Origin of the sequence: Deferribacter abyssi (assembly GCF_049472655.1) — a bacterium.
GTDB classification, from domain to species: Bacteria; Chrysiogenota; Deferribacteres; order Deferribacterales; family Deferribacteraceae; genus Deferribacter; species Deferribacter abyssi.
On record NZ_JAQNCS010000021.1, the window covers coordinates 1 to 19,271 of the forward strand.

General features: G+C 32.1%; 25 protein-coding genes. 20 read left to right on the top strand and 5 right to left on the bottom strand.

Features of this window, described 5'->3' with window-relative positions:
• From OWK30_RS10380 to OWK30_RS10395, 4 genes are all read left to right on the top strand, one after another.
• On the top strand, positions 1–951 hold a 951-nt coding region (locus OWK30_RS10380; RefSeq protein ID WP_423326234.1), incomplete at its 5' end, for a flagellin.
• Between the two features lie 60 nt (positions 952–1,011).
• Positions 1,012–1,362, top strand: a complete 351-nt coding sequence (locus OWK30_RS10385) for a flagellar protein FlaG (RefSeq protein ID WP_423326236.1) — start codon at positions 1,012–1,014, stop codon at positions 1,360–1,362.
• Positions 1,363–1,486: 124 nt separating this feature from the next.
• Positions 1,487–2,458 carry a lysophospholipid acyltransferase family protein gene (locus OWK30_RS10390; protein ID WP_423326238.1) on the top strand — a complete coding sequence of 324 codons (972 nt, stop codon included), beginning with the start codon at positions 1,487–1,489 and terminating at the stop codon, positions 2,456–2,458.
• Positions 2,459–2,522: 64 nt separating this feature from the next.
• Entirely contained in the window at positions 2,523–3,116 is a 594-nt protein-coding gene (locus OWK30_RS10395; protein ID WP_423326240.1) for a hypothetical protein, read from the top strand.
• A 67-nt stretch (positions 3,117–3,183) separates the two neighbouring features.
• Here the strand turns inward: OWK30_RS10395 and OWK30_RS10400 are convergent, their stop codons facing one another.
• Positions 3,184–4,269 (bottom strand): TRAP transporter substrate-binding protein, encoded by a 1,086-nt coding sequence (locus OWK30_RS10400; RefSeq protein ID WP_423326242.1) that lies wholly within the window; start codon positions 4,267–4,269, stop codon positions 3,184–3,186.
• Between the two features lie 426 nt (positions 4,270–4,695).
• Between OWK30_RS10400 and dnaX the strand changes: the two genes are divergently transcribed.
• Genes dnaX through recR form a run of 3 tightly spaced genes read left to right on the top strand, consistent with a single transcriptional unit; the run spans position 4,696 to position 7,227 of the window.
• Positions 4,696–6,270, top strand: a complete 1,575-nt coding sequence (gene dnaX, locus OWK30_RS10405) for a DNA polymerase III subunit gamma/tau (protein WP_423326244.1) — start codon at positions 4,696–4,698, stop codon at positions 6,268–6,270.
• A 12-nt stretch (positions 6,271–6,282) separates the two neighbouring features.
• Positions 6,283–6,597, top strand: a complete 315-nt coding sequence (locus OWK30_RS10410) for a YbaB/EbfC family nucleoid-associated protein (RefSeq protein WP_423326246.1) — start codon at positions 6,283–6,285, stop codon at positions 6,595–6,597.
• 30 nt (positions 6,598–6,627) lie between these two features.
• Complete coding sequence (recR, locus tag OWK30_RS10415; protein WP_423326248.1) at positions 6,628–7,227, top strand: recombination mediator RecR; 600 nt, start codon at positions 6,628–6,630, stop codon at positions 7,225–7,227.
• Positions 7,228–7,354: 127 nt separating this feature from the next.
• Here the strand turns inward: recR and OWK30_RS10420 are convergent, their stop codons facing one another.
• From OWK30_RS10420 to hfq, 4 genes are read right to left on the bottom strand one after another with little or no spacing between them, the layout of a single operon-like run.
• Positions 7,355–8,041, bottom strand: a complete 687-nt coding sequence (locus OWK30_RS10420) for a class I SAM-dependent methyltransferase (RefSeq protein ID WP_423326250.1) — start codon at positions 8,039–8,041, stop codon at positions 7,355–7,357.
• A 22-nt stretch (positions 8,042–8,063) separates the two neighbouring features.
• A complete protein-coding gene (tpx, locus tag OWK30_RS10425; RefSeq protein ID WP_423326252.1) occupies positions 8,064–8,567 on the bottom strand; it encodes a thiol peroxidase in 504 nt (167 codons plus the stop codon).
• A gap of 16 nt (positions 8,568–8,583) precedes the next feature.
• Positions 8,584–8,961 carry a response regulator gene (locus tag OWK30_RS10430; protein WP_423326254.1) on the bottom strand — a complete coding sequence of 126 codons (378 nt, stop codon included), beginning with the start codon at positions 8,959–8,961 and terminating at the stop codon, positions 8,584–8,586.
• A gap of 5 nt (positions 8,962–8,966) precedes the next feature.
• Complete coding sequence (gene hfq / locus OWK30_RS10435; protein WP_149265554.1) at positions 8,967–9,467, bottom strand: RNA chaperone Hfq; 501 nt, start codon at positions 9,465–9,467, stop codon at positions 8,967–8,969.
• A 153-nt stretch (positions 9,468–9,620) separates the two neighbouring features.
• On the opposite strand from hfq, the gene OWK30_RS10440 reads away from it, so the two are divergent.
• From OWK30_RS10440 to OWK30_RS10500, 13 genes are read left to right on the top strand one after another with little or no spacing between them, the layout of a single operon-like run.
• Entirely contained in the window at positions 9,621–10,121 is a 501-nt protein-coding gene (locus tag OWK30_RS10440; RefSeq protein WP_423326256.1) for a YceD family protein, read from the top strand.
• 14 nt (positions 10,122–10,135) lie between these two features.
• On the top strand, positions 10,136–10,318 hold the full coding sequence (gene rpmF / locus OWK30_RS10445) for a 50S ribosomal protein L32 (protein WP_423326258.1): 183 nt from the start codon (positions 10,136–10,138) through the stop codon (positions 10,316–10,318).
• 6 nt (positions 10,319–10,324) lie between these two features.
• Complete coding sequence (gene plsX / locus OWK30_RS10450) at positions 10,325–11,398, top strand: phosphate acyltransferase PlsX (RefSeq protein ID WP_423326260.1); 1,074 nt, start codon at positions 10,325–10,327, stop codon at positions 11,396–11,398.
• A gap of 32 nt (positions 11,399–11,430) precedes the next feature.
• A complete protein-coding gene (locus OWK30_RS10455; RefSeq protein WP_423326262.1) occupies positions 11,431–12,408 on the top strand; it encodes a beta-ketoacyl-ACP synthase III in 978 nt (325 codons plus the stop codon).
• Positions 12,409–12,418: 10 nt separating this feature from the next.
• The gene (gene fabD / locus OWK30_RS10460) at positions 12,419–13,345 is read left to right on the top strand and encodes an ACP S-malonyltransferase (RefSeq protein ID WP_423326264.1); all 927 of its coding nucleotides are present in this window, start codon (positions 12,419–12,421) and stop codon (positions 13,343–13,345) included.
• Entirely contained in the window at positions 13,342–14,091 is a 750-nt protein-coding gene (gene fabG / locus OWK30_RS10465; RefSeq protein WP_423326266.1) for a 3-oxoacyl-[acyl-carrier-protein] reductase, read from the top strand. Before fabD ends, fabG begins: the two co-directional genes overlap by 4 nt.
• A 21-nt stretch (positions 14,092–14,112) precedes the next feature.
• Entirely contained in the window at positions 14,113–14,349 is a 237-nt protein-coding gene (gene acpP / locus OWK30_RS10470; protein ID WP_423326268.1) for an acyl carrier protein, read from the top strand.
• A 39-nt stretch (positions 14,350–14,388) separates the two neighbouring features.
• A complete protein-coding gene (fabF, locus tag OWK30_RS10475; protein ID WP_423326270.1) occupies positions 14,389–15,627 on the top strand; it encodes a beta-ketoacyl-ACP synthase II in 1,239 nt (412 codons plus the stop codon).
• Positions 15,620–16,315, top strand: coding sequence for a ribonuclease III (gene rnc, locus OWK30_RS10480; protein ID WP_423326272.1), 696 nt, complete (start codon positions 15,620–15,622; stop codon positions 16,313–16,315). The genes fabF and rnc overlap by 8 nt, the downstream gene beginning before the upstream one ends.
• A complete protein-coding gene (locus OWK30_RS10485; RefSeq protein ID WP_423326274.1) occupies positions 16,315–17,325 on the top strand; it encodes a radical SAM protein in 1,011 nt (336 codons plus the stop codon). Before rnc ends, OWK30_RS10485 begins: the two co-directional genes overlap by 1 nt.
• On the top strand, positions 17,249–17,779 hold the full coding sequence (gene rsmD, locus OWK30_RS10490) for a 16S rRNA (guanine(966)-N(2))-methyltransferase RsmD (protein ID WP_423326276.1): 531 nt from the start codon (positions 17,249–17,251) through the stop codon (positions 17,777–17,779). The genes OWK30_RS10485 and rsmD overlap by 77 nt, the downstream gene beginning before the upstream one ends.
• Positions 17,776–18,264 carry a pantetheine-phosphate adenylyltransferase gene (coaD, locus tag OWK30_RS10495; protein WP_423326278.1) on the top strand — a complete coding sequence of 163 codons (489 nt, stop codon included), beginning with the start codon at positions 17,776–17,778 and terminating at the stop codon, positions 18,262–18,264. The genes rsmD and coaD overlap by 4 nt, the downstream gene beginning before the upstream one ends.
• The gene (locus OWK30_RS10500; RefSeq protein ID WP_423326280.1) at positions 18,245–19,267 is read left to right on the top strand and encodes a deoxyguanosinetriphosphate triphosphohydrolase; all 1,023 of its coding nucleotides are present in this window, start codon (positions 18,245–18,247) and stop codon (positions 19,265–19,267) included. The genes coaD and OWK30_RS10500 overlap by 20 nt, the downstream gene beginning before the upstream one ends.
• The last annotated feature ends 4 nt before the right edge of the window (positions 19,268–19,271 follow it).

The following is a 19,271-nucleotide window of genomic DNA, read 5'->3' on the forward strand; positions in this document are numbered from 1 at the left end:
ACAAGTCTAAATAACTTAAGCAAATTCACCAACGCTGATGGTAGAAATATTTTTGAGAACACACAAGAATTAACAATTTATGGTAATGGTAAAAAAACAACTATTTATCTTGAAGGAAATGATACAATCTACGATGTAGAACAAAAACTGACTAATGCTATCGTTAATGACTTAGGTATGGGTAGTACTGACTCTACTGTTAACAAAAACCTTGTGAATTACGATAATGTTAAAGGTACATTTACTATTCAGACTGCTCTTTTGGGTGAAAATAGTAAAATTTCCCTTGTTGGTGATCAATCCCTTATCGATGGATTTTCACTCACAACAACACAAGTGGGACAAAATTCTTCAATAAAAGTTTCAGTGACAGACTCTAATGGCAATACAGTAGGCTCAGATACTGTAAACGATTTTACGTTAAGAGGAGTAATAAGTGGAGTAGACTTAAAATTTGATAGTAATCTTGGAGTATCTGCTAGCTGGGATTCTACAAATCAAAAAATAGACTTTACTGCAACAGCAAATGTTGAAATAAACTTACACTTAGTTGACAACTCTACAAGTTTACAAATCGGAGCAAATGAAGGCCAAGCTATCAATGTAAATATAGGCCAAATGAATGTTGACTCATTAGGACTAAAAGATGTACTTGTCGTTGACCAAGAACTTGCACAAAAAAGTATTACAAAAATTGATAAAGCATTAGAATCTATATCATCTGCTAGGGCTACCATTGGTGCTCAAATTAACAGGCTTGAGCATGCTATAACCAATCTTGATACAGCAAGAGAAAACTTGACTGCATCCGAGTCCAGGATTAGAGACCTTGACATTGCTGAAGAAATGGCAAACTTCACAAGACAGCAAATTCTTCAACAAGCTGGTACTGCAATGCTGGCTCAGGCTAATCAGCTTCCACAACTCGCATTACAACTTCTGGGTAGGTAAAAATAGTGGTACGGGGCTTTTAGCCCCTACCATCTAAATTAAGAAAGGTGGTGATGTAAAATGTTAGAAACACTAAAAACAACAGCTATAAACAAAATAGATAATACACCATCAAATAATGATATTAAAGCTACCCAGAAAGTTGTGGAGCAAAAAGCAAAACAGCAAGAAGTTGAAAGACAAATAAATGAGCAGGAGCTAAAAAAACAGATAAAAGATTTGAACAATGCCCTTGATATTATGAATGTCAAAAGAGAATTTGTCATCGATAGAGACCTAAACCAAATAGTGGTCAAAATTGTTGACTCTGAGAAAAATGAAGTTATAAGGCAAATCCCATCTGAAGAAGCTTTAAGATTAGCAAAAAATATAAAAGAAATGGTAGGACTACTTTTTGACAAAACCACTTAAAGAGGCTGTCAATAGGCAGCCTCTTTAATACAATAGTCTTACCCGATTAACATTATAATTCTAAACAAAAATATTTATATTCAAATAACTTGAAATTTCATCTTAAAAACACTAATAATATTATATGGATTATGAAAAACTTCTAGATCGCGTGAAACTCGAACCTATCCCTAAAGGACAACTCTTTGTAGCGAAATATTTTTTAAACCCATTATACACTACCAGAAAACTAAGAATCATCCTTGAAGGTTTGGAAAACCTACCTGATAGACCAGTTATTTTTGTGATGAATCATACAGATAGATACAATTACTGGCCATTTCAGTTTCAGCTTTATATGTATAGGAATAAAATTCCTCATTGTTTTACTACAACATGGGTAAAATTAAAATATTACGAAAGTAAACTGCTAGCAAAATTTTTCAACTGGACTGGCAATCTCCCTATGCCTTCTAAAGGATACTTAATGGTAAAAGACTTGCAAAAATATTTTGGCAAAGATAAATCTGTTTTGAATAAATATTTTAATAAACTTAAAAACTATATAAAAGGAGAACTTTCAGAAAAAGAGCTCCTCAGTGATAAAAAATTTTTAAGTTTTTTACAATATTTTGATAACTATAAGCAATATCTTGAAGATAGGTACAAAACTTTAATGACAAAAGCATACAACCTGTGTCATGATGCAATATATAATAAGAAGTTAAATCTTTTAATTTTTCCAGAAGGTACAAGATCAAAAAAGCTTATTAAAGGGAAAACTGGAGCTGTTCAATTTGCTTTTAGCTTAAACGTACCTATTGTCCCTGTTGGTTGTAATGGAAGTGATAAGGCTTATACTAAAAATATCCCTTGGATAGAAAAGAATAAAACAATAATATATCGAATAGGAAAACCTATCTATTTTAATAATATCGATCAGTTCAAACTAGATACAGACTTCATACCTTTTACTGAAAAAGCTGAAAAAAATAAAATATTATTTGAAGAAGCAACCGAATATATGATGAAAAAAATTGCCGAACTCCTTGATGATGAATATAAACCTTCCAGCGAAACAGAATATAAACATGATATAAACAAGTTTATCCTTTAAAAATCTTCTTGAAAATTAAATTCATCAAAATAATGTATTAATATATAAACAACGAGGGAAAATCATGAAGAGCTATCAAAATCTTGATAAGCTCTTTTATGATCTAGTAGAATCCGCTGAAATCGAAATTAAAAAATCTCTATCAGAATATTCTAAACTTTATATTTTAAACCTTTTAAAAAAACTTGCAAAAACCAATGATCTCTTTACCAACGAGTTTGTAAAAGAAATGGCAATTGCAGAAATTTTTATGGAAGCATTTCATAGAAATCTTTTTGAAAAAATCAATATGCTGAAATTGGCTGGTGATTTGTCTCTTATTCTGTCAGGTCTCTATCCAGAATCACTTAACAAAAAATTAGTGAATATTGACTGCTATATTAAAATGGGACGAAGTTCATATAAAGAGCTTGCCAACATCTACGCAAACTATTCTTCAAAATTAGATATAATGAATTTATATGTGCAGCTAAAAAGAGAATTTTTAAACCTTGTTGAAATTCTTACAGAAATAGCAGACAAGCTACACTTTATAAACAAAGACAATACACATAATATTCATGTACGCTGGCAAAAATCTGGTATAAGCAAATATAAAAAAATCTTAGAAGAAAACAAGATTACTCCTTTATACAATAACATCAAAAACCAATACTAATCAATTATTATTAAAACTGGAGTACAAAATAATAAGGATAGCCCCAATAAGGCTATCCTTAATTTTTTTACAAATTAAGGGTTTTTGCATAAGCAATTTCAGAAATATTTGCCCATGCAACCACATTTTTCTTAAATGCCAAAAAGTTTTCATACACTTTTTTGCTTAAAGGATCTTTTTCTACAATCTCTACTAACACTTCCTCTGAGTATTTTTTAAGTTGTTTTAAAACCGGCTGTGGAAACTGCTTTAGTTTTACACCATGCTCATTTATCAATTTGTTTAAATAATAATTGTTCTTAGCTTCAAATGTAGAAAGCATCCATAGGTTTGAACGGTATGCAGCTGTAATTATTATCTCTTGTAGGTCTTTTGGAAGACTTTCAAAAGCTTTCTTATTTACAAACATTTCTAAAACCGTTCCTGGTTCATGCCATCCTGGATAATAGTAATATTTTGCTACTTTATAAAATCCCATTAAGTAGTCATGATATGGACCAACCCATTCTGTAGCATCGATTACCCCCCTTTCCAAATTGGTGTAAATTTCTCCACCAGCTGACAACACCGCTGTACCGCCTGCCTTGGCAAGCACCTTACCACCAAGACCAGGAATTCTCATTTTAAGCCCTTTAAAGTCATTGATAGAATTTATTTCTTTATTAAACCAACCACCCATCTGAACACCTGTATTTCCAGCAGGCATTGGTTTTAGGTTAAATGAAGCATACACTTCATCCCAAAGCTTTTGCCCATCACCTGCATAAATCCATGCATTCATCTGTTGAGCATTCATTCCAAAAGGAACAGCTGCAAAAAACTGAGTTGCTGGAGATTTACCTGCCCAGTAATAAGCCGCTCCATGTCCCATCTCTACCATACCACCACTTACAGCATCAAAAGTTTGCAAAGGTGGTACGAGCTCTCCGCCACCATACACTTGAATCTTAAGTCTACCATCAGACATTGTCTCAACCCATTTAGCAAGCATATCAGCAGCTTCACCCATTACAGGAAAATGTGGTGGCCAAGTTGTTACCATTTTCCAAAGATAACGCTTTTTAGCATGCACTGCTGGTGCTCCAAAAGATAACGCTGCTCCTGCTGCTGCAGTAGTTACTGCTGCCTTTTTTAAAAATTCACGCCTTTTCATTAATACCTCCTGACAGTTTAAGTTAATTAACAAATTATAAAACTTTATAGAATTTTATACCATTTTTCCAAAATATTCAATCACAAGTTATTTACAACCAGTTTCACTGGCTGCAGTTATAGGTTATAATAATTACCAACAGGTAAACTTCTATTTTTTCTTATTTTATATCAAAATTTTTTATTACTCTTCTATTTTCCTAAATAGTTGATTTTATAGTTAAAATATCATCACATATTCATAAAAGATTAGGTTTATCACGCCTGCAAACATTTATCACACAACCTTCATTTATCTTATAGTTACATTGTTGAGCTTTTTCTTTTTTTGGGTTAACGTTGACAATACCATAATAATATTATTTAGGAAATTTTATTCCTATTGATAAAATAACAATCTTTGTTATATTGGTAACTGGTGGTGAATATGAGTTATGTTGCATTAGCTAGGAAATATAGGCCTCAAACTTTTGATGAAATCGTTTTTCAAGACTATATTGTAAGCACTCTTAAAAATGCCATTGAATTAAACAGAATCAGCCATGCTTATCTGTTTACAGGACCAAGAGGCATAGGCAAAACTAGTACAGCTAGGATTTTTGCAAAGGCATTGAACTGCCTAAACCCTAAAGGAATTAACCCTTGCAACAGTTGCGAAAACTGTAAAGAGATTACAGATGGTATATCTTTAGATGTTTTCGAAATAGACGGTGCTTCTAACAGAGGTATCGATGAAATAAGACAGCTTAGAGAATCCGTAAAATTCCTGCCTGCAAAATCAAAATACAAAATATATATCATAGATGAAGTTCATATGCTTACAGAAGCCGCCTTTAACGCACTATTAAAAACACTAGAAGAACCACCTGACTTTGTAATATTTATTCTAGCTACCACAGATGCACATAGAATACCTGCTACAATACTTTCAAGATGTCAGAGATTTAATTTTTCTAAAATTCCATTTAAGGAAATGTTTTCTCATACTACAAATATCCTCAAAAAAGAAGGAATTGTTTTTGAAGATGATGCTCTCAGTTTAATAATAAGAAACTCTGACGGGTGCATGAGAGATTGTTTATCACTAATTGATCAAATCATCGCTTATACAAATGGGGAGATTACTTTAGATAAAACTAAATTTTTATTAGGACTTTCAGAAGATACAATTATAAACGAACTTTACAAATCTGTAATATTGGAAGATAAAAACAAAATTAAATCACTTTTGGATGAAATAAGACTGAAGGGGATTGATTATAAATACATTACAGAAAAATTCTTGCATTTTACAAAACTGCTCTTGCTTATGCATACCTTTGAAAATTCTGCCCAAAAAGAGCTAACTGCTGAAGAAATAAGTTTTTTCAACTATCTCTTAAAAAACACAAATAAAGAAAAACTTTTCGCTATTTATCAAACTTTATTAAAAGTATATAATGATTTAAAATATTTTTCATTCGAACAAGATATTTTTGAAATGGGTATCTTTAAAATTTTACACATAGATAGAATAATCCCATCTTCTACCATTAAAAATAAAATCCCAGTTAAAAGTTCAAATGAAAACACTAATAAACCGTTAAAATCAACTTTGACTTTAGATAATCTTGAAGCAATATGGAAAAAATTTTTGGATTTTATAGCAGAAAAAAAACCAAGTGTATCATCAAATCTAGGATATGGATATCTTATTTCCATTGAAAATAATAAAATGGTTGTAGGTTTTGCAGAAGAAAAAATGTTTCATTACAACATAGTAATAAAAGCAGAAAATATTGATTTTCTCAAAAGAGCTGCCAAAAAATATTTTGGCAACATAGATGAAGTAATAATAAAGCTAGAAAATGGCAGTAAAAAAAAAGGGGTAATTGAAAAAGTTAATGAAATAGAAACCTTTAAAGAAAAAATGTTGAAAAAAGAGTTAAAAGAGAATAAAGCTGTAGAGCTTCTATTAAAAGAGTTTGAAGGAACCATAGTGGATATTAAAATAAAAAAATAAATGGAGGTTTTAATGAACATTCAGCAAATTATGAAGCAAGCTCAAAAAATGCAAAAAAAAATGTTGGAAATACAGGAAGAAGCTGCAAAAGAGGTTGTAGAAGCTTCAGCAGGTGGCGGAATGGTAACCGCAAAAGTTAATGGAAAACAAGAACTTATTGAAATAAAAATAGAAAAAGATGTCGTAGATCCTGAAGACGTAGAAATGCTTCAAGATTTAATTATAGCCGCAGTAAATGAAGCTATCAAAAAATCTCAAGAATTAATGCAAGAAAAAATGAATCAGCTCACTGGTGGTTTAGGATTAAATTTTCCTGGAATTCTTTAATTTTTCAAACATTGATTAAAAATAACAACGATGTTTCAACTAAAAGATTTTGAAAAATGTGTTTTTGAGCTTAGTAAACTACCAGGCATAGGAAGAAAAACTGCTACTCGTTTAGCTCTTTTTTTGCTCAAAATGGACAAAAAGGATGTTCTTTCATTAACTAAAAGTATTGAAGCATTAAAAGAGAAAATAACATTTTGTGAAATTTGTGGATCATTAACTGATGAAAAAATTTGCCCAATTTGCAAAGATACTACAAGAGATAAGACAATAATATGTGTGGTAGAAGAAGCCAAAGATGTGATACTCATTGAAAATAGTGGTAACTATAACGGACTTTATCATGTGCTTGGAGGTAGAATTTCACCTCTTGATGGAATAACTCCAGATGTTCTAAATTTTGATAAATTAATTTCTCGAATAGAAGAAGGAAATGTAAAAGAAATTATCATTGCCACCAATCCTGATGTAGACGGAGAAACAACTGCCTACTATTTGAAAAAAATCTTATCTGATTACAATATGCTAAAAATCACAAGAATTGCTACTGGACTTGCCGTGGGTTCACATTTAGAATATTCTGACGAATTTGCAATTCTTAAAGCTCTTGAAAACAGAAGAGAAATTTAATCAAATAAATGTTACTAATAGTCGTAGTAGTATTATAGATTGTAAATAATGCTTATACAACCAAGATGAGCATAAATGCTCATTTTTCACATTTAATAAAATAGTGAGAGTAGATTAAGGAAATTTATCACTTGTAAATGGCAGCTATCAACATCATACTATCTTTTAAAAAGAACTTCCCACCCTGAAAATCTCCAAAAAACTGCACAAAGCTGGCACCTGCTCTAGTAGCCGCATCTTTTACGTCTTCCAGGAATATGGGTGTGAGTTTTGAACTTAAGGTTTTTACTTTATTTGAATTTTTATCTATGATTTTCATTTCAAATATCAGCTGCTCGTCACTATCATAGTGATAAATTCTATTAATTACGTAGTGTTCTGTTTCTATATCTGGCAATCCTTTTAACTCATATCCATAAATCCTATCATAATTGATTATTTGCATTAGAAAAAAACATTTTTTTTCGAGAAGATTCATTATGTTCTTAATTACATTGTAAAAATCTAGCTTTGAATTTACATGAACGAGGGTATTGCCTATTGAATAAATAAAACCAAACTTTTTAGAAGATTTTATTGGCAGTCTTAGCATATCAGCATAAATAAATGGACCTTGCAGTTCAAAGCCAGTTTCTTTTTCAATCCCAAAGCATTTAAATCCTTCTTTTATAAACTTATTAACATAATTACCTGTCGCACATCCAATATCAAGTACAGGGAGCTCACTTTTAATATAATTTTTTAGGAAATTGTATGTATCATTATCAAAAGGAAAAATTTCGTTGTAAGACTTACTCAGCTCTTTATAAAACACAGATCAAGCCAATCGTTTCGTTCTAAACTATTTTTTCAAGAGCCGTTAAAACCTCATCATAATTAGGCTCACTAGTAATCTCAGACACAACCTGCTTATAGACTAATTTCCCACTTTTATCTACAATAAAAACCACTCTAGCAAGGACACCCGCTAAAGGTCCATCGGTAATCAGAACACCATACTTTTTACCAAATTCTTTTTCTCTAAAATCGGATGCAACTGTAATGTTTAATCCCTCAGTAGTGCAAAATCTTTTTGCTGCAAAAGGCAAATCCATGGAAACAATGATAGGGTCAACATTTTTTAAAGTAGACACCTTTTCATTAAACTTTCTTGCTTCTGTTGCACAAACTGGGGTATCGAGAGAAGGAACTGAAATTAAAAGTTGTATTTTATCCTTTACACCACCTACAACAACCTCAGCCAAATCACTATTAACTAGTTTCACCTCTGGAGCACTATCACCTTCTTGAATCATTGTACCAAAAAGCGATACAGGATTCCCTTTTAATGTAACAGTCATAAAATCACCTCTTTGATTAATCTATATTTAAACCCATAATCTGTATTATGGCATCTTTCAAATCTTTAGCTCTAACAGGCTTGTTTAAATAAGTAACAACCCCTAAATTTCTACTCTTTTGGTAAGATTTATATGTCCCAAAAGCCGTAATTATCACAATCTTAGCATTTTTATCAAATTTTCTTAGATTCTCTATAAAAGTAAGACCGTCCATTTCTGGCATTCGCAAATCAGTAACAATTACATCATATTTGGTAGCTTTTGCCTTTTCAAGACCTTCTATGCCCGTTTCCGCAACATCCACATCATAACCATCCAGTTTTAAAACTTCAGCATACCCCAACCTTGTATGTTCTTCATCATCTACTACCAAGATCTTATAAGGTTTATCCATAACCACTACCTCTCATCATCATATTTAATGATTTCACCCTGCTGATATAATGGAAAAACAGTAGAAATTGCACTTTTATAAATAAGCTGCTGTCTATCTTCATAAGAAGTAAGCAATACATAATCATCAAAACCTATTAATAAACCCCTAACTTTAACACCATTCGTAAGATAAGCAATAACTGGTGACTTTGACTTTCTTACTTCATTTAAAAAAATATCTTGCATTGGCGGTCTAGTGTGTTTTGGATGCCTTCCACGATGAGCTTGATAGTAAGTTTTACTTATATAATCAACATCGATAATGGTCTTAGCAGATGCAACAGTAGCAATATCCCTTTTAAAGATATGAATTTTAACACCAGCGTCATCAATAATTACTGAGTAGGGATCAAATTCGTAAATTTTTCCTCTAAATCTCTCTTTATTACGCATAATGAAAAGAAGTGGAGCATCTTTAACCCGTGCATTATGTAAATACACAAACTCTAGTTGAGCATACAACATAAGAAAACCTCGAAATAAATTAAATATATGTTATAATAGATTATAAATAATATTAAAATAAAAGTCAAATAGTCTTTTTATCAGGAAAAAGCGTTTAGTCCTTGACAAACAAGGACTCATTAAATATATTTATCCGCTACTTCGGAGGCCAATTTGAAAGTATACTTTGAACAAATCACCATTGATGGGATAGACATCGATACAGCATTTGAGTTTGATGATTTTTCTTCTCATATTAGAGTGGAAAAATTTAACGGAAAACTGTATCCCATTAAAAAAGCTTATTTTCTAGATGGAGAGGTTGTTTTCACAATAAACAACGAATGCGATAGGTGTGCTGAAACATTTAAAAAACAATTCAAAGAAAGAATCCAGGTCGAAATAGTAATAAATAAAACCAATGATGATGAAAAAGAAGAAATTGAATTAAGCGAAGAAGATTTATCATATTACAATATCTTAGATAATTTTATAGATATTAATGAAATAATAAGAGAAGAAGTGATTTTATTAAAACCTGTAAAATGGTTGTGTAGTGAAAACTGCAAAGGAATCTGCCCTGATTGTGGTGTCAATTTAAACAAAGAAAAATGTAAATGCAAACATGTTAGTTTAGATCCAAGATTTGAAATCCTAAAAAAACTAAAAAAATAATAAAGAGGTGGACTATGGGTGTACCAAAGAAAAAAACAACAAGAATGAAAAAAGGGAATAGAAGGAGTCATCACCATGTAACACCAAACGCTTATGTGAAATGCGATAATTGCGGTGATCTCAAATTACCACATGTAGTATGCCCAGCATGTGGATATTATAAAAAAGTGCAGGTAATCAAAAAAACTGAATTATAAAACATTATGCAAATAGTTGTGGATGCAATGGGGGGCGATCATGCCCCTCAAGAAATCGTAAAAGGCTCCGTTTTAGCTGCTAACGAATATAATATTAACATTATACTAGTAGGAGATCAGGTTTTAATCGATCAAGAGTTAAAAAAAATTAAAGATTATCCTAAGGAAAAAATTTCTGTTATCCATGCGGAAGAAGTTATAACTATGGATGATTTACCTTCTGTAGCTGTTAGAAGAAAAAGAAAATCATCAATACATGAAGGGCTTAAATTAGTAAAAAAAGGTGAAGCAAGAGCTTTTTTTAGCGCTGGCAACACTGGTGCAGTTATGGCTTGCGCAAAGCTTATTTTGCGCCCCCTTGAAGGAGTGGATAGACCAGCCATTGGAGCTGTATTACCAAATGCTAAAGGACACTCTGTTATTCTTGATATTGGTGCCAATGTTGATTGCAAACCTTTACACTATTTACAGTTTGCAATTATGGGTTCTGCATACGCAAAATTTGTTTTTGAAAAAGAAAATCCCACTGTAGGGCTTTTGAGTATCGGTGAAGAAGATTTAAAAGGAAATGAAAGTACAAAAAATGCATTTAACATGCTAAAAGAATCTCCTATAATAAATTTCATAGGGAATGTAGAAGGAAAAGAACTTTATAAAGGAAAATCAGATGTAGTTGTTTGTGATGGTTTCGCTGGCAATATAGCACTTAAAGTAAGTGAATCAGCAGCATGGTATATAGGAAAACTTCTAAAAGAAGAACTGACAAAAAACCTTTTCAGAAAACTCGGAGCTTTCTTATTAAAACCTGCCTTTCAAGCATTAAAAAAAAGAGCCGATTATACAGAATATGGTGGTGCACCACTTTTAGGAGTCAATGGTGTATGCATTATAGGGCATGGAAGTTCCAATGCAAATGCCGTAAAAAATGGAATTAGAGTAGCATACGAACTTGCAGAGAAAAAAATCAATCTTTATATAGAAAGAAATATTCAAGATTCTTTGAAAAGATTAAAAGTTGACAAAGTCGAATCTTTTTGGAACAATATCAAAGACAAATTTAAAAAAATCACATCAGACTAGTTTAGTTGCTTTTTTAAAAAAAAAGGTGTAACATGAATTGTTATTCAAGAATCATCGGAACAGGCTCATACTTTCCTAGCAAGGTTCTAACTAACAAAGATATTGAAAAATTTGTTGATACTTCAGACGAATGGATTGTAACACGAACCGGAATCAAAGAAAGACGTATATCTGAAGATGAGTCTACTAGTGAAATGGCTTACAGAGCCTCGTTATCTGCCATTGAAACAGCAGGAATTTCAAAAAATGAAATCGATGGAATAGTCGTTGCAACATGCACTCCAGATTCTTTAGTCCCTTCCACTGCATGTCACTTGCAGGGTAAGCTTGGTATTAAAGGTCCTTTTGCTTTTGACATCAATGCAGCTTGTTCTGGTTTTATATATGCCCTTGCTATCGGAGATTCATTAATAAAAAACAATTTAGCAAGGAACATCTTAATAGTCGGTGCAGAACGCTTATCATCTATTTTAAACTGGAAAGATAGAAGCACTTGTGTTTTATTAGGTGATGGTGCAGGAGCTGTTATTTTATCTAAAAGTGACAGGCCAGGCATTAGAAGTATTTTGCTTCATGCAAATGGAGAACATACCGATCTATTGATATGTAAAGCTGGTGGCTCCAGTTTTCTAGCAAAATACAAAGAATTAAATATTGAAGATCATCTTTTTTCAATGAAAGGGAACGAAGTGTTTAAAATTGCTGTTAGAGCAATGAAAGATGCTGCTGTAACGGCTGTGGAAAAAAGTGGTTTGAGTTTTAACGATATAGATTATTTTATACCCCATCAAGCAAATTTACGCATAATTGATGCTGCAGCAAAAAGATTAAAATTAAGTGATGACAAAGTTATAATCACCCTTGATAAATTTGGCAACACATCTGCTGCTTCTATCCCCACAGCATTAGACATTGCTGTGAAATCAGGTAAAATCAAAAAAGGTAATAATGTTGTCTCTGCGGCCTTTGGGGGTGGTCTCACCTGGGGCTCAACAGTATTTACTTTTTAAGGAGAGGGGTATGAGTAAAATAGCAATAGTTTTCCCAGGTCAGGGTTCGCAATTTGTAGGAATGGGCAAAGACTTTTATGAAAAATTTGATAGCTACAAAGAGTTAGTTGGCAATGCTAACAAGCTGCTCGGATATAATTTATCAAAATTAATGTTTGATGGACCCGAAGAAGAATTAAAATTAACATTTAATACTCAGCCAGCTCTACTCACAATGAGTATTGGGATATATAACATAATAAAAAATAAACTTAAAATTGATGGTTTTGCAGGACATTCACTCGGTGAGTACTCTGCAGTTGTAGCTGCTGATGGACTTTCCTTCGATGATGCTGTTTTAGCTGTTCACAATAGAGGCAAGTTTATGCAAGAAGCTGTTCCTGTAGGGGTTGGAGCAATGGCTGCTGTCATTGGTGCAAGCTCAGATAAAGTAGAATCTCTTTGTAGTAAAATATCAAAAGAAAATCATATTGTGGAACCTGCTAATTACAACTCTCCAAATCAACTAGTAGTTGCAGGACATAGGGAAGCTATCGATGAATTTATATCAAAAGCAAAAGAAATAGGTGCAAAACGAGTGGTAAAATTACCGGTAAGCGCACCTTTTCACTGCTCTTTAATGAAGCCTGCTGAAGAAAAAATGGCCCTTTATTTAAAAAATATAAAAATCTCAGATTTAAACAGGCCTATTTTCAATAATGTTTATGCACAAAAAGAATTGTTTGCAGAAGAAGTTAGAGACTCTCTTATTAAACAAGTCTCATCACCTGTAAAATGGACTCAACTTATTACGAATATGATTGAAGATGGATTCACAACTTTTATTGAAGTTGGTGCAGGAAATGTGTTGACAGGACTGATAAAAAAAATTAACAGACAAGTCAAAACAATAAACATTTCAAAAGTTGATGATCTCAACAAGCTGGAGGAAATATGAGCTTTAAAAATAAAATAGTTCTTGTTACAGGAGGCTCAAGGGGTATCGGCAAAGCTATAGCCATAAAATTTGCTGAATTAGGAAGCAAAGTTGCCATAAATTATAATCAAAACAAAGATAAAGCCCTTGAAGTTGCAGACTATATCAACAAAAACTGCGACGGAATATGCAAAATTTATCAATGCAATATTACAAATGAAAAAGAAGTAAAAAATATGGTATCCGATATTGAGAAAGAACTTGGCTCTGTGGATATCCTTGTAAACAACGCAGGAATAACCAAAGATAACATTATTCTCAGACTAAAAGAAGAAGATTTTGATGATGTTTTTGATGTAAATGTAAAAGGGGCTTTTTTCTGTATTAAAGCTGTAAGCAGAGGTATGATGAAAAAACGCTACGGTAAAATTATAAATATAAGCAGTGTAGTTGGTTTCACAGGAAATATAGGCCAATCAAATTATGTAGTTACAAAAAGCGGTTTAATAGGGCTTACCAAAAGCGTTGCTCTAGAGTTATCTTCAAGAGGTATTAGAGTAAATGCCGTAGCTCCTGGTTTTATAGAAACCGAAATGACAGAGTCTTTAAGTGAAGATGTTAAAAATGCTATGCTTGAAAAAATACCTCTTGGATATTTTGGTAAACCAGAAGATGTTGCAAATGCAGTAGTTTTTCTTGCATCTAAAGAAGCTGATTATATTACAGGTACAACCATTCATGTAAACGGTGGTATGTATTTACCTTAATAAAATAACTAGGAGGAACAAATGGCAGATATTGAAACAAGAGTAAAAAAAATCATTGCAGAGCAACTCAATATTGATGAATCTGAAATCAAACCAGAATCTTCTTTTGTTGATGATTTAGGCGCAGATTCTCTCGATACTGTTGAGTTAATCATGGCTTTTGAAGAAGAGTTCGGGATGGAAATCCCAGATGAAGAAGCTGAAAAAATTAAAACTGTTCAAGATGCTATAAACTACATCAAAGAGCATATGGAATAAGGGAACTTCCCTTATTCCTTTGAAATACAGGAGGAGTTTGTGAAAAAAAGAGTAGTAATTACTGGTATTGGGCTTGTAACTCCTATTGGCATCGGAGTAAACGAAAACTGGGAAGGAATTTTAGCATGTAAATCTGGTGTTAGTGAGCTCACAAAATTTGATGCTTCAAATTTTCCTGTAAAAATTGCAGCAGAGGTAAAAAATCTAACTCCCGAAGATTATGTGGATAAAAAGGACGTTAAACGATTCGATGAATTTATCGTTTTTGCTCTTGTAGCTGCTGAGTTAGCCTCAAGAGATGCTGGATTAAATTTTGATAATATAGAGCACGAAGAAGCCGGTGCAATAATTGGATCTGGTATTGGTGGATTTAAAACCATCGAAGAACAACATGAAATTTACCTTAAAAAAGGTTACAGAAGAGTATCCCCTTTTTTCATACCCTCTGCAATTATTAATATGGCCAGTGGTGCTATCTCTATCAGGTACGGTTTAAAAGGGCCAAACAGTAGCGTTGTAACTGCTTGTGCAACTGGCTCACACGCTGTAGGAGACGCTTTTAAAATTATTCAGCGTGGAGATGCAAAAATTATGTTTGCTGGCGGCTCTGAAAGTGCTATTACACCATTAGCTGTCGCTGGTTTTGCAAACATGAAAGCTCTGTCACGAAGAAATGATGAACCTGAAAAAGCAAGTAGACCTTTTGATAAAAATAGAGACGGTTTTGTAATGGGAGAAGGTGCAGGGATTTTAGTTTTAGAAGAATTAGAACATGCTCTAAACAGAAACGCAAAAATATATGCAGAGGTCGTAGGATACGGAATGACTGGGGATGCTTATCATATTACTGCACCTGATGAATCAGGCGAAGGTGCTGTTAGAGCTATGAAGATGGCTATTTCAGACGCAGGGGTTGAGCCTGAAGATGTTGACTATATTAATGCTCATGGTACTTCCACCCCTTACAACGATGCAATAGAAACAAAAGCGATAAAAACTGTCTTTGGAAAACATGCATATAAATTAATGGTAAGCTCAACAAAATCTATGACTGGTCACCTTTTAGGGGCTGCAGGTAGTGTTGAAGCAGCATATTGCGCTCTTGCAATAAAAAATGGTGTTATACCACCTACTATTAATTTAGATGAACCTGACCCAGAATGTGACCTTGACTATGTCCCAAACAAACCTAAATCAGCAAAAATCAAATATGCTTTGAGTAATTCTTTTGGTTTTGGTGGGACAAATGCTTGTCTCTTGCTGAAGAAATATGAGTAGCTACGATCAATTAGAAAAAATCATAGGTTATTCTTTTAAGTCAAAATCACTCTTATTGGAAGCAATAACACATTCTTCTTATGCCTATGAAAAAAAATTAAAGAAAAACTATGAACGTTTAGAATTTTTAGGTGACGCTGTATTAGAATTGATAATTACTGAGTACATGGTTTTAAAGTACAAAGACTTAAATGAAGGAATACTCTCTCAATACAGGTCCTTTTTTGTAAGTGAGGACTTCATTAGTGAGATAGCAAAAAATATTAACTTACAACATGTTATTAGACTTGGTAAAGGTGAAATAGTTACTGGAGGGAGTAACAAACCTTCACTGCTCGCAGATACTTTTGAATCACTTTTGGCTGCTGTTTATTTAGACGGTGGATACAATGAAGCAAGAAGAATAGTTTTAAAGCTTATGTCCGATCTGATTGATGAATATATACAGGGTAAAAAAATTATCGACCCTAAAACTGAATTACAAAAAATTACTCAAAAAGAATTTGGATACTTACCCGAATACAACGTTCTAAAAGAGGAAGGGCCTGAGCATAACAAATCTTTTACAGTGGAAGTAAAATTGCATTGCGGCACCTTTTTGGGGACCGGCAAAAATAAAAAAAAGGCAGAAATGGATGCTGCAAAAAAAGCTTTAGAATTCTTACATTCTTCTGTTACAACTAATTGATGTCTAGGTATAGCATACTCCCTATATTTATCCCTTTTCAAGGTTGTCCAGGAAAATGCATTTTTTGTGATCAAAATATAATATCTGGCAAAAATATTAAAAACTTCAAAAAAGATATTATAGAGCAGTTTGAGTTTTATAAATCAAAACGTAATAAATGGGATGAAATAGCTTTTTATGGCGGAAGCTTTAACTTTTTACCTTATGATAAAAGAGTCTTCCTTTATGAATTAGCCAAACAAATTGATGTAAAACAGATAAGAATATCTGCATATCCAAAAGGCTTTGATGAAGACTTTATCAAGGAACTTAAAATTAACAACATTAAAACTATTGAACTAGGAATACAAAGTTTTTCAGATGATGTATTAAAAATAAACGGTCGATTTTATACAAAAAAGGATGCATTAAACACAATAAATTCATTAAATAAAAAAGGATTTAATGTGGGTATTCAGTTAATGGTTGGAATGTTTAAGGAGTCTTTAGACAACGTCTCATTAAACTTGAATTATCTTACTAGTATAAATTACAGATTTTTGAGAATATACCCCACAGTAGTTTTAAAAGGAACGCATCTTGAAAAACTTCTTAATAATAAGTTTTCACTCAATTTTACATTTTCAGATGTACTGGCAATTTCCTCAATTTATTTAATTACAGCAATTAAGCAAAATGCTACAATATTAAGAATTGGATTACATAATCAATTAAAAATAAGTGACAATATAGTTGGAGGATTCTTTCATCCATCTTTTGGTGACATTGTTAAAACTTTTATTATTTATCTGTACTGTAAAGATACATCATATACCTGTAAAATTTTTAAAAACTTCCCTAATTATAAAGGTATCATTGCAAAAACCTGGAACATTGAATATACTAATGAAGTAAATTTCAAGTTAATTGCAGATCAATTGTGGGAGAAATACATTGAGAATAACAGGTGGCTCACTGAAAGGGTTATCTTTAAAATCTCCAAAGAGTTTTGGGATAAGACCCACAACTGATAAAGTAAGATCAGCTATTTTCTCAAAATTATATGAAAAAATTAATAATGCAACAGTCTTAGATTTATTTGCAGGATCAGGAGCTTTCGGCATTGAAGCTATTAGTAGAGGAGCTAAAGAAGTTGTTTTTATCGACATAGATATACGATTATTGAAAATCAATCTTCACCTGATAAAAAAAAACAACTACCAAATAATAAAAGGAGATGTTTATAAAGCTATAAACAAACTAAAACTTCATTTTAATATCATTTTCATCGATCCTCCTTATGGTAAAATAGATTCTAAAAGATTATTAACATCTATTTTAAAAAATCAAATCATTGCAAATGATGGAATTTTAATATATGAAGAAAGTATTAGAACAGAATTTGAAGTAACCGATAATTTTTGTTTAATAGATGAAAAAAGATATGGAGACACAAAAATCTATTATTTGGAGATTGATCAATGAATGCTATTTATCCTGGAACTTTTGACCCTCTTACAAATGGACATTTAGATATTATTGAAAGAGGCGCTAAAATGTTTGACAGACTTATTATTGCTGTAGCCGAAAATAAAAGAAAAAAACCTCTTTTCTCTATTGATGAACGAGTAAAAATGATTAAAGAATCTGTAACCCATATGAATAATGTAGAGGTTGAACCATTTTCCATTTTACTTGTAGATTTTATGAAAGAAAAAAATGTAAATATTATTTTGAGAGGTTTACGAGTTGTATCAGACTTTGAATATGAACTACAACTTGCTTTGATGAACAGAAAACTTTATTATGAGTGTGAAACAGTATTTCTCATGCCTAACAAAAAATATATATTCTTAAGTTCAAGCATGGTAAGAGAAATAGCTTCACTTGGTGGTGATGTGAGCTGTTTTGTACCAAAACCAGTAAACAAATTTATTTATAGGAAATTTCATGATAAGAGAGGAGCTTGAAACCTTAGAAGAAAAACATCTACATCCCAAAGCTGCAAAATCAATAAATAGCTTTGGTCGAAGAAAAAAAGAAGAAAAGTGTGAACTTAGAACAGAATTTCAAAGAGACAGAGATCGTATAATCCACTCAAAAGCATTTAGACGATTAAAACATAAAACACAGGTTTTTTTATCCCCTGCTAGAGACCATTACAGAACAAGACTCACACATACCTTAGAAGTTATGCAAATAGCAAAAACCATTGCTAAATCTCTTCGGTTAAATGAAGACCTTGTTGAAGCAATTGCATTGGGACATGACCTTGGTCACACTCCATTTGGACACGCAGGAGAACAAATATTATCAGATATCATTGGAAAACCGTTTAAACATTATGAACACTCAATAACTGTTGTTGAAAAAATCGAAAAAGATGGAAAAGGATTAAACCTAACATTCGAAGTGTTGGATGGTATTTTAAAACATTCAAAAGGAAAAGGTCCCATTTTTGATGATAAAAAACTAGCAAAAACTCTTGAGGGGCAAATTGTCAGAATTGCAGACATTATTGCATATGTAAATCACGATCTTGATGATGCTATCAGAGCAAAGATCATCTCAGAAACCGATATCCCTAAAGATATCATAAAAAACTTAGGTAAATCTCATAGTGAAAGAATTCATAATGCAGTTAAAGATGTTGTACTATTCACAATCAAAGCTGATTATGAAAAAATTATTATGAGCGATAACATGTTATTACTCATTGAAAATCTAAGAGAATTTTTATTTGATAAAGTTTACCTTTGTGATATAATAAAAAAAGAGTTTGACAAGGCTTACAAAATTTTATTTGATTTATACAAATATTACGAGGAAAATTTTGATATGGTCCCTAGATCTTTCAGAGATATAACTGAAGATAAAAAACTCTCTATTGTATATTTTATTGCTGGTATGACAGATAGATACGCATTGGAGGAATATAAAAGGATTTATATACCTTCATACTGGCATATTTGATTTG

What these genes read in the sequence shown, in the direction of transcription:
- OWK30_RS10385 (WP_423326236.1), top strand. Translation starts at nt 1,012, where the DNA reads ATGTTAGAAACACTAAAAACAACAGCTATAAACAAAATAGATAATACA.
- OWK30_RS10390 (WP_423326238.1), top strand. Translation starts at nt 1,487, where the DNA reads ATGGATTATGAAAAACTTCTAGATCGCGTGAAACTCGAACCTATCCCT.
- OWK30_RS10395 (WP_423326240.1), top strand. Translation starts at nt 2,523, where the DNA reads ATGAAGAGCTATCAAAATCTTGATAAGCTCTTTTATGATCTAGTAGAA.
- OWK30_RS10400 (WP_423326242.1), bottom strand. Translation starts at nt 4,269, where the DNA reads ATGAAAAGGCGTGAATTTTTAAAAAAGGCAGCAGTAACTACTGCAGCA.
- dnaX (WP_423326244.1), top strand. Translation starts at nt 4,696, where the DNA reads ATGAGTTATGTTGCATTAGCTAGGAAATATAGGCCTCAAACTTTTGAT.
- OWK30_RS10410 (WP_423326246.1), top strand. Translation starts at nt 6,283, where the DNA reads ATGAACATTCAGCAAATTATGAAGCAAGCTCAAAAAATGCAAAAAAAA.
- recR (WP_423326248.1), top strand. Translation starts at nt 6,628, where the DNA reads ATGTTTCAACTAAAAGATTTTGAAAAATGTGTTTTTGAGCTTAGTAAA.
- tpx (WP_423326252.1), bottom strand. Translation starts at nt 8,567, where the DNA reads ATGACTGTTACATTAAAAGGGAATCCTGTATCGCTTTTTGGTACAATG.
- OWK30_RS10430 (WP_423326254.1), bottom strand. Translation starts at nt 8,961, where the DNA reads ATGGATAAACCTTATAAGATCTTGGTAGTAGATGATGAAGAACATACA.
- hfq (WP_149265554.1), bottom strand. Translation starts at nt 9,467, where the DNA reads ATGTTGTATGCTCAACTAGAGTTTGTGTATTTACATAATGCACGGGTT.
- rpmF (WP_423326258.1), top strand. Translation starts at nt 10,136, where the DNA reads ATGGGTGTACCAAAGAAAAAAACAACAAGAATGAAAAAAGGGAATAGA.
- plsX (WP_423326260.1), top strand. Translation starts at nt 10,325, where the DNA reads ATGCAAATAGTTGTGGATGCAATGGGGGGCGATCATGCCCCTCAAGAA.
- OWK30_RS10455 (WP_423326262.1), top strand. Translation starts at nt 11,431, where the DNA reads ATGAATTGTTATTCAAGAATCATCGGAACAGGCTCATACTTTCCTAGC.
- fabD (WP_423326264.1), top strand. Translation starts at nt 12,419, where the DNA reads ATGAGTAAAATAGCAATAGTTTTCCCAGGTCAGGGTTCGCAATTTGTA.
- fabG (WP_423326266.1), top strand. Translation starts at nt 13,342, where the DNA reads ATGAGCTTTAAAAATAAAATAGTTCTTGTTACAGGAGGCTCAAGGGGT.
- acpP (WP_423326268.1), top strand. Translation starts at nt 14,113, where the DNA reads ATGGCAGATATTGAAACAAGAGTAAAAAAAATCATTGCAGAGCAACTC.
- rnc (WP_423326272.1), top strand. Translation starts at nt 15,620, where the DNA reads ATGAGTAGCTACGATCAATTAGAAAAAATCATAGGTTATTCTTTTAAG.
- OWK30_RS10485 (WP_423326274.1), top strand. Translation starts at nt 16,315, where the DNA reads ATGTCTAGGTATAGCATACTCCCTATATTTATCCCTTTTCAAGGTTGT.
- coaD (WP_423326278.1), top strand. Translation starts at nt 17,776, where the DNA reads ATGAATGCTATTTATCCTGGAACTTTTGACCCTCTTACAAATGGACAT.
- OWK30_RS10500 (WP_423326280.1), top strand. Translation starts at nt 18,245, where the DNA reads ATGATAAGAGAGGAGCTTGAAACCTTAGAAGAAAAACATCTACATCCC.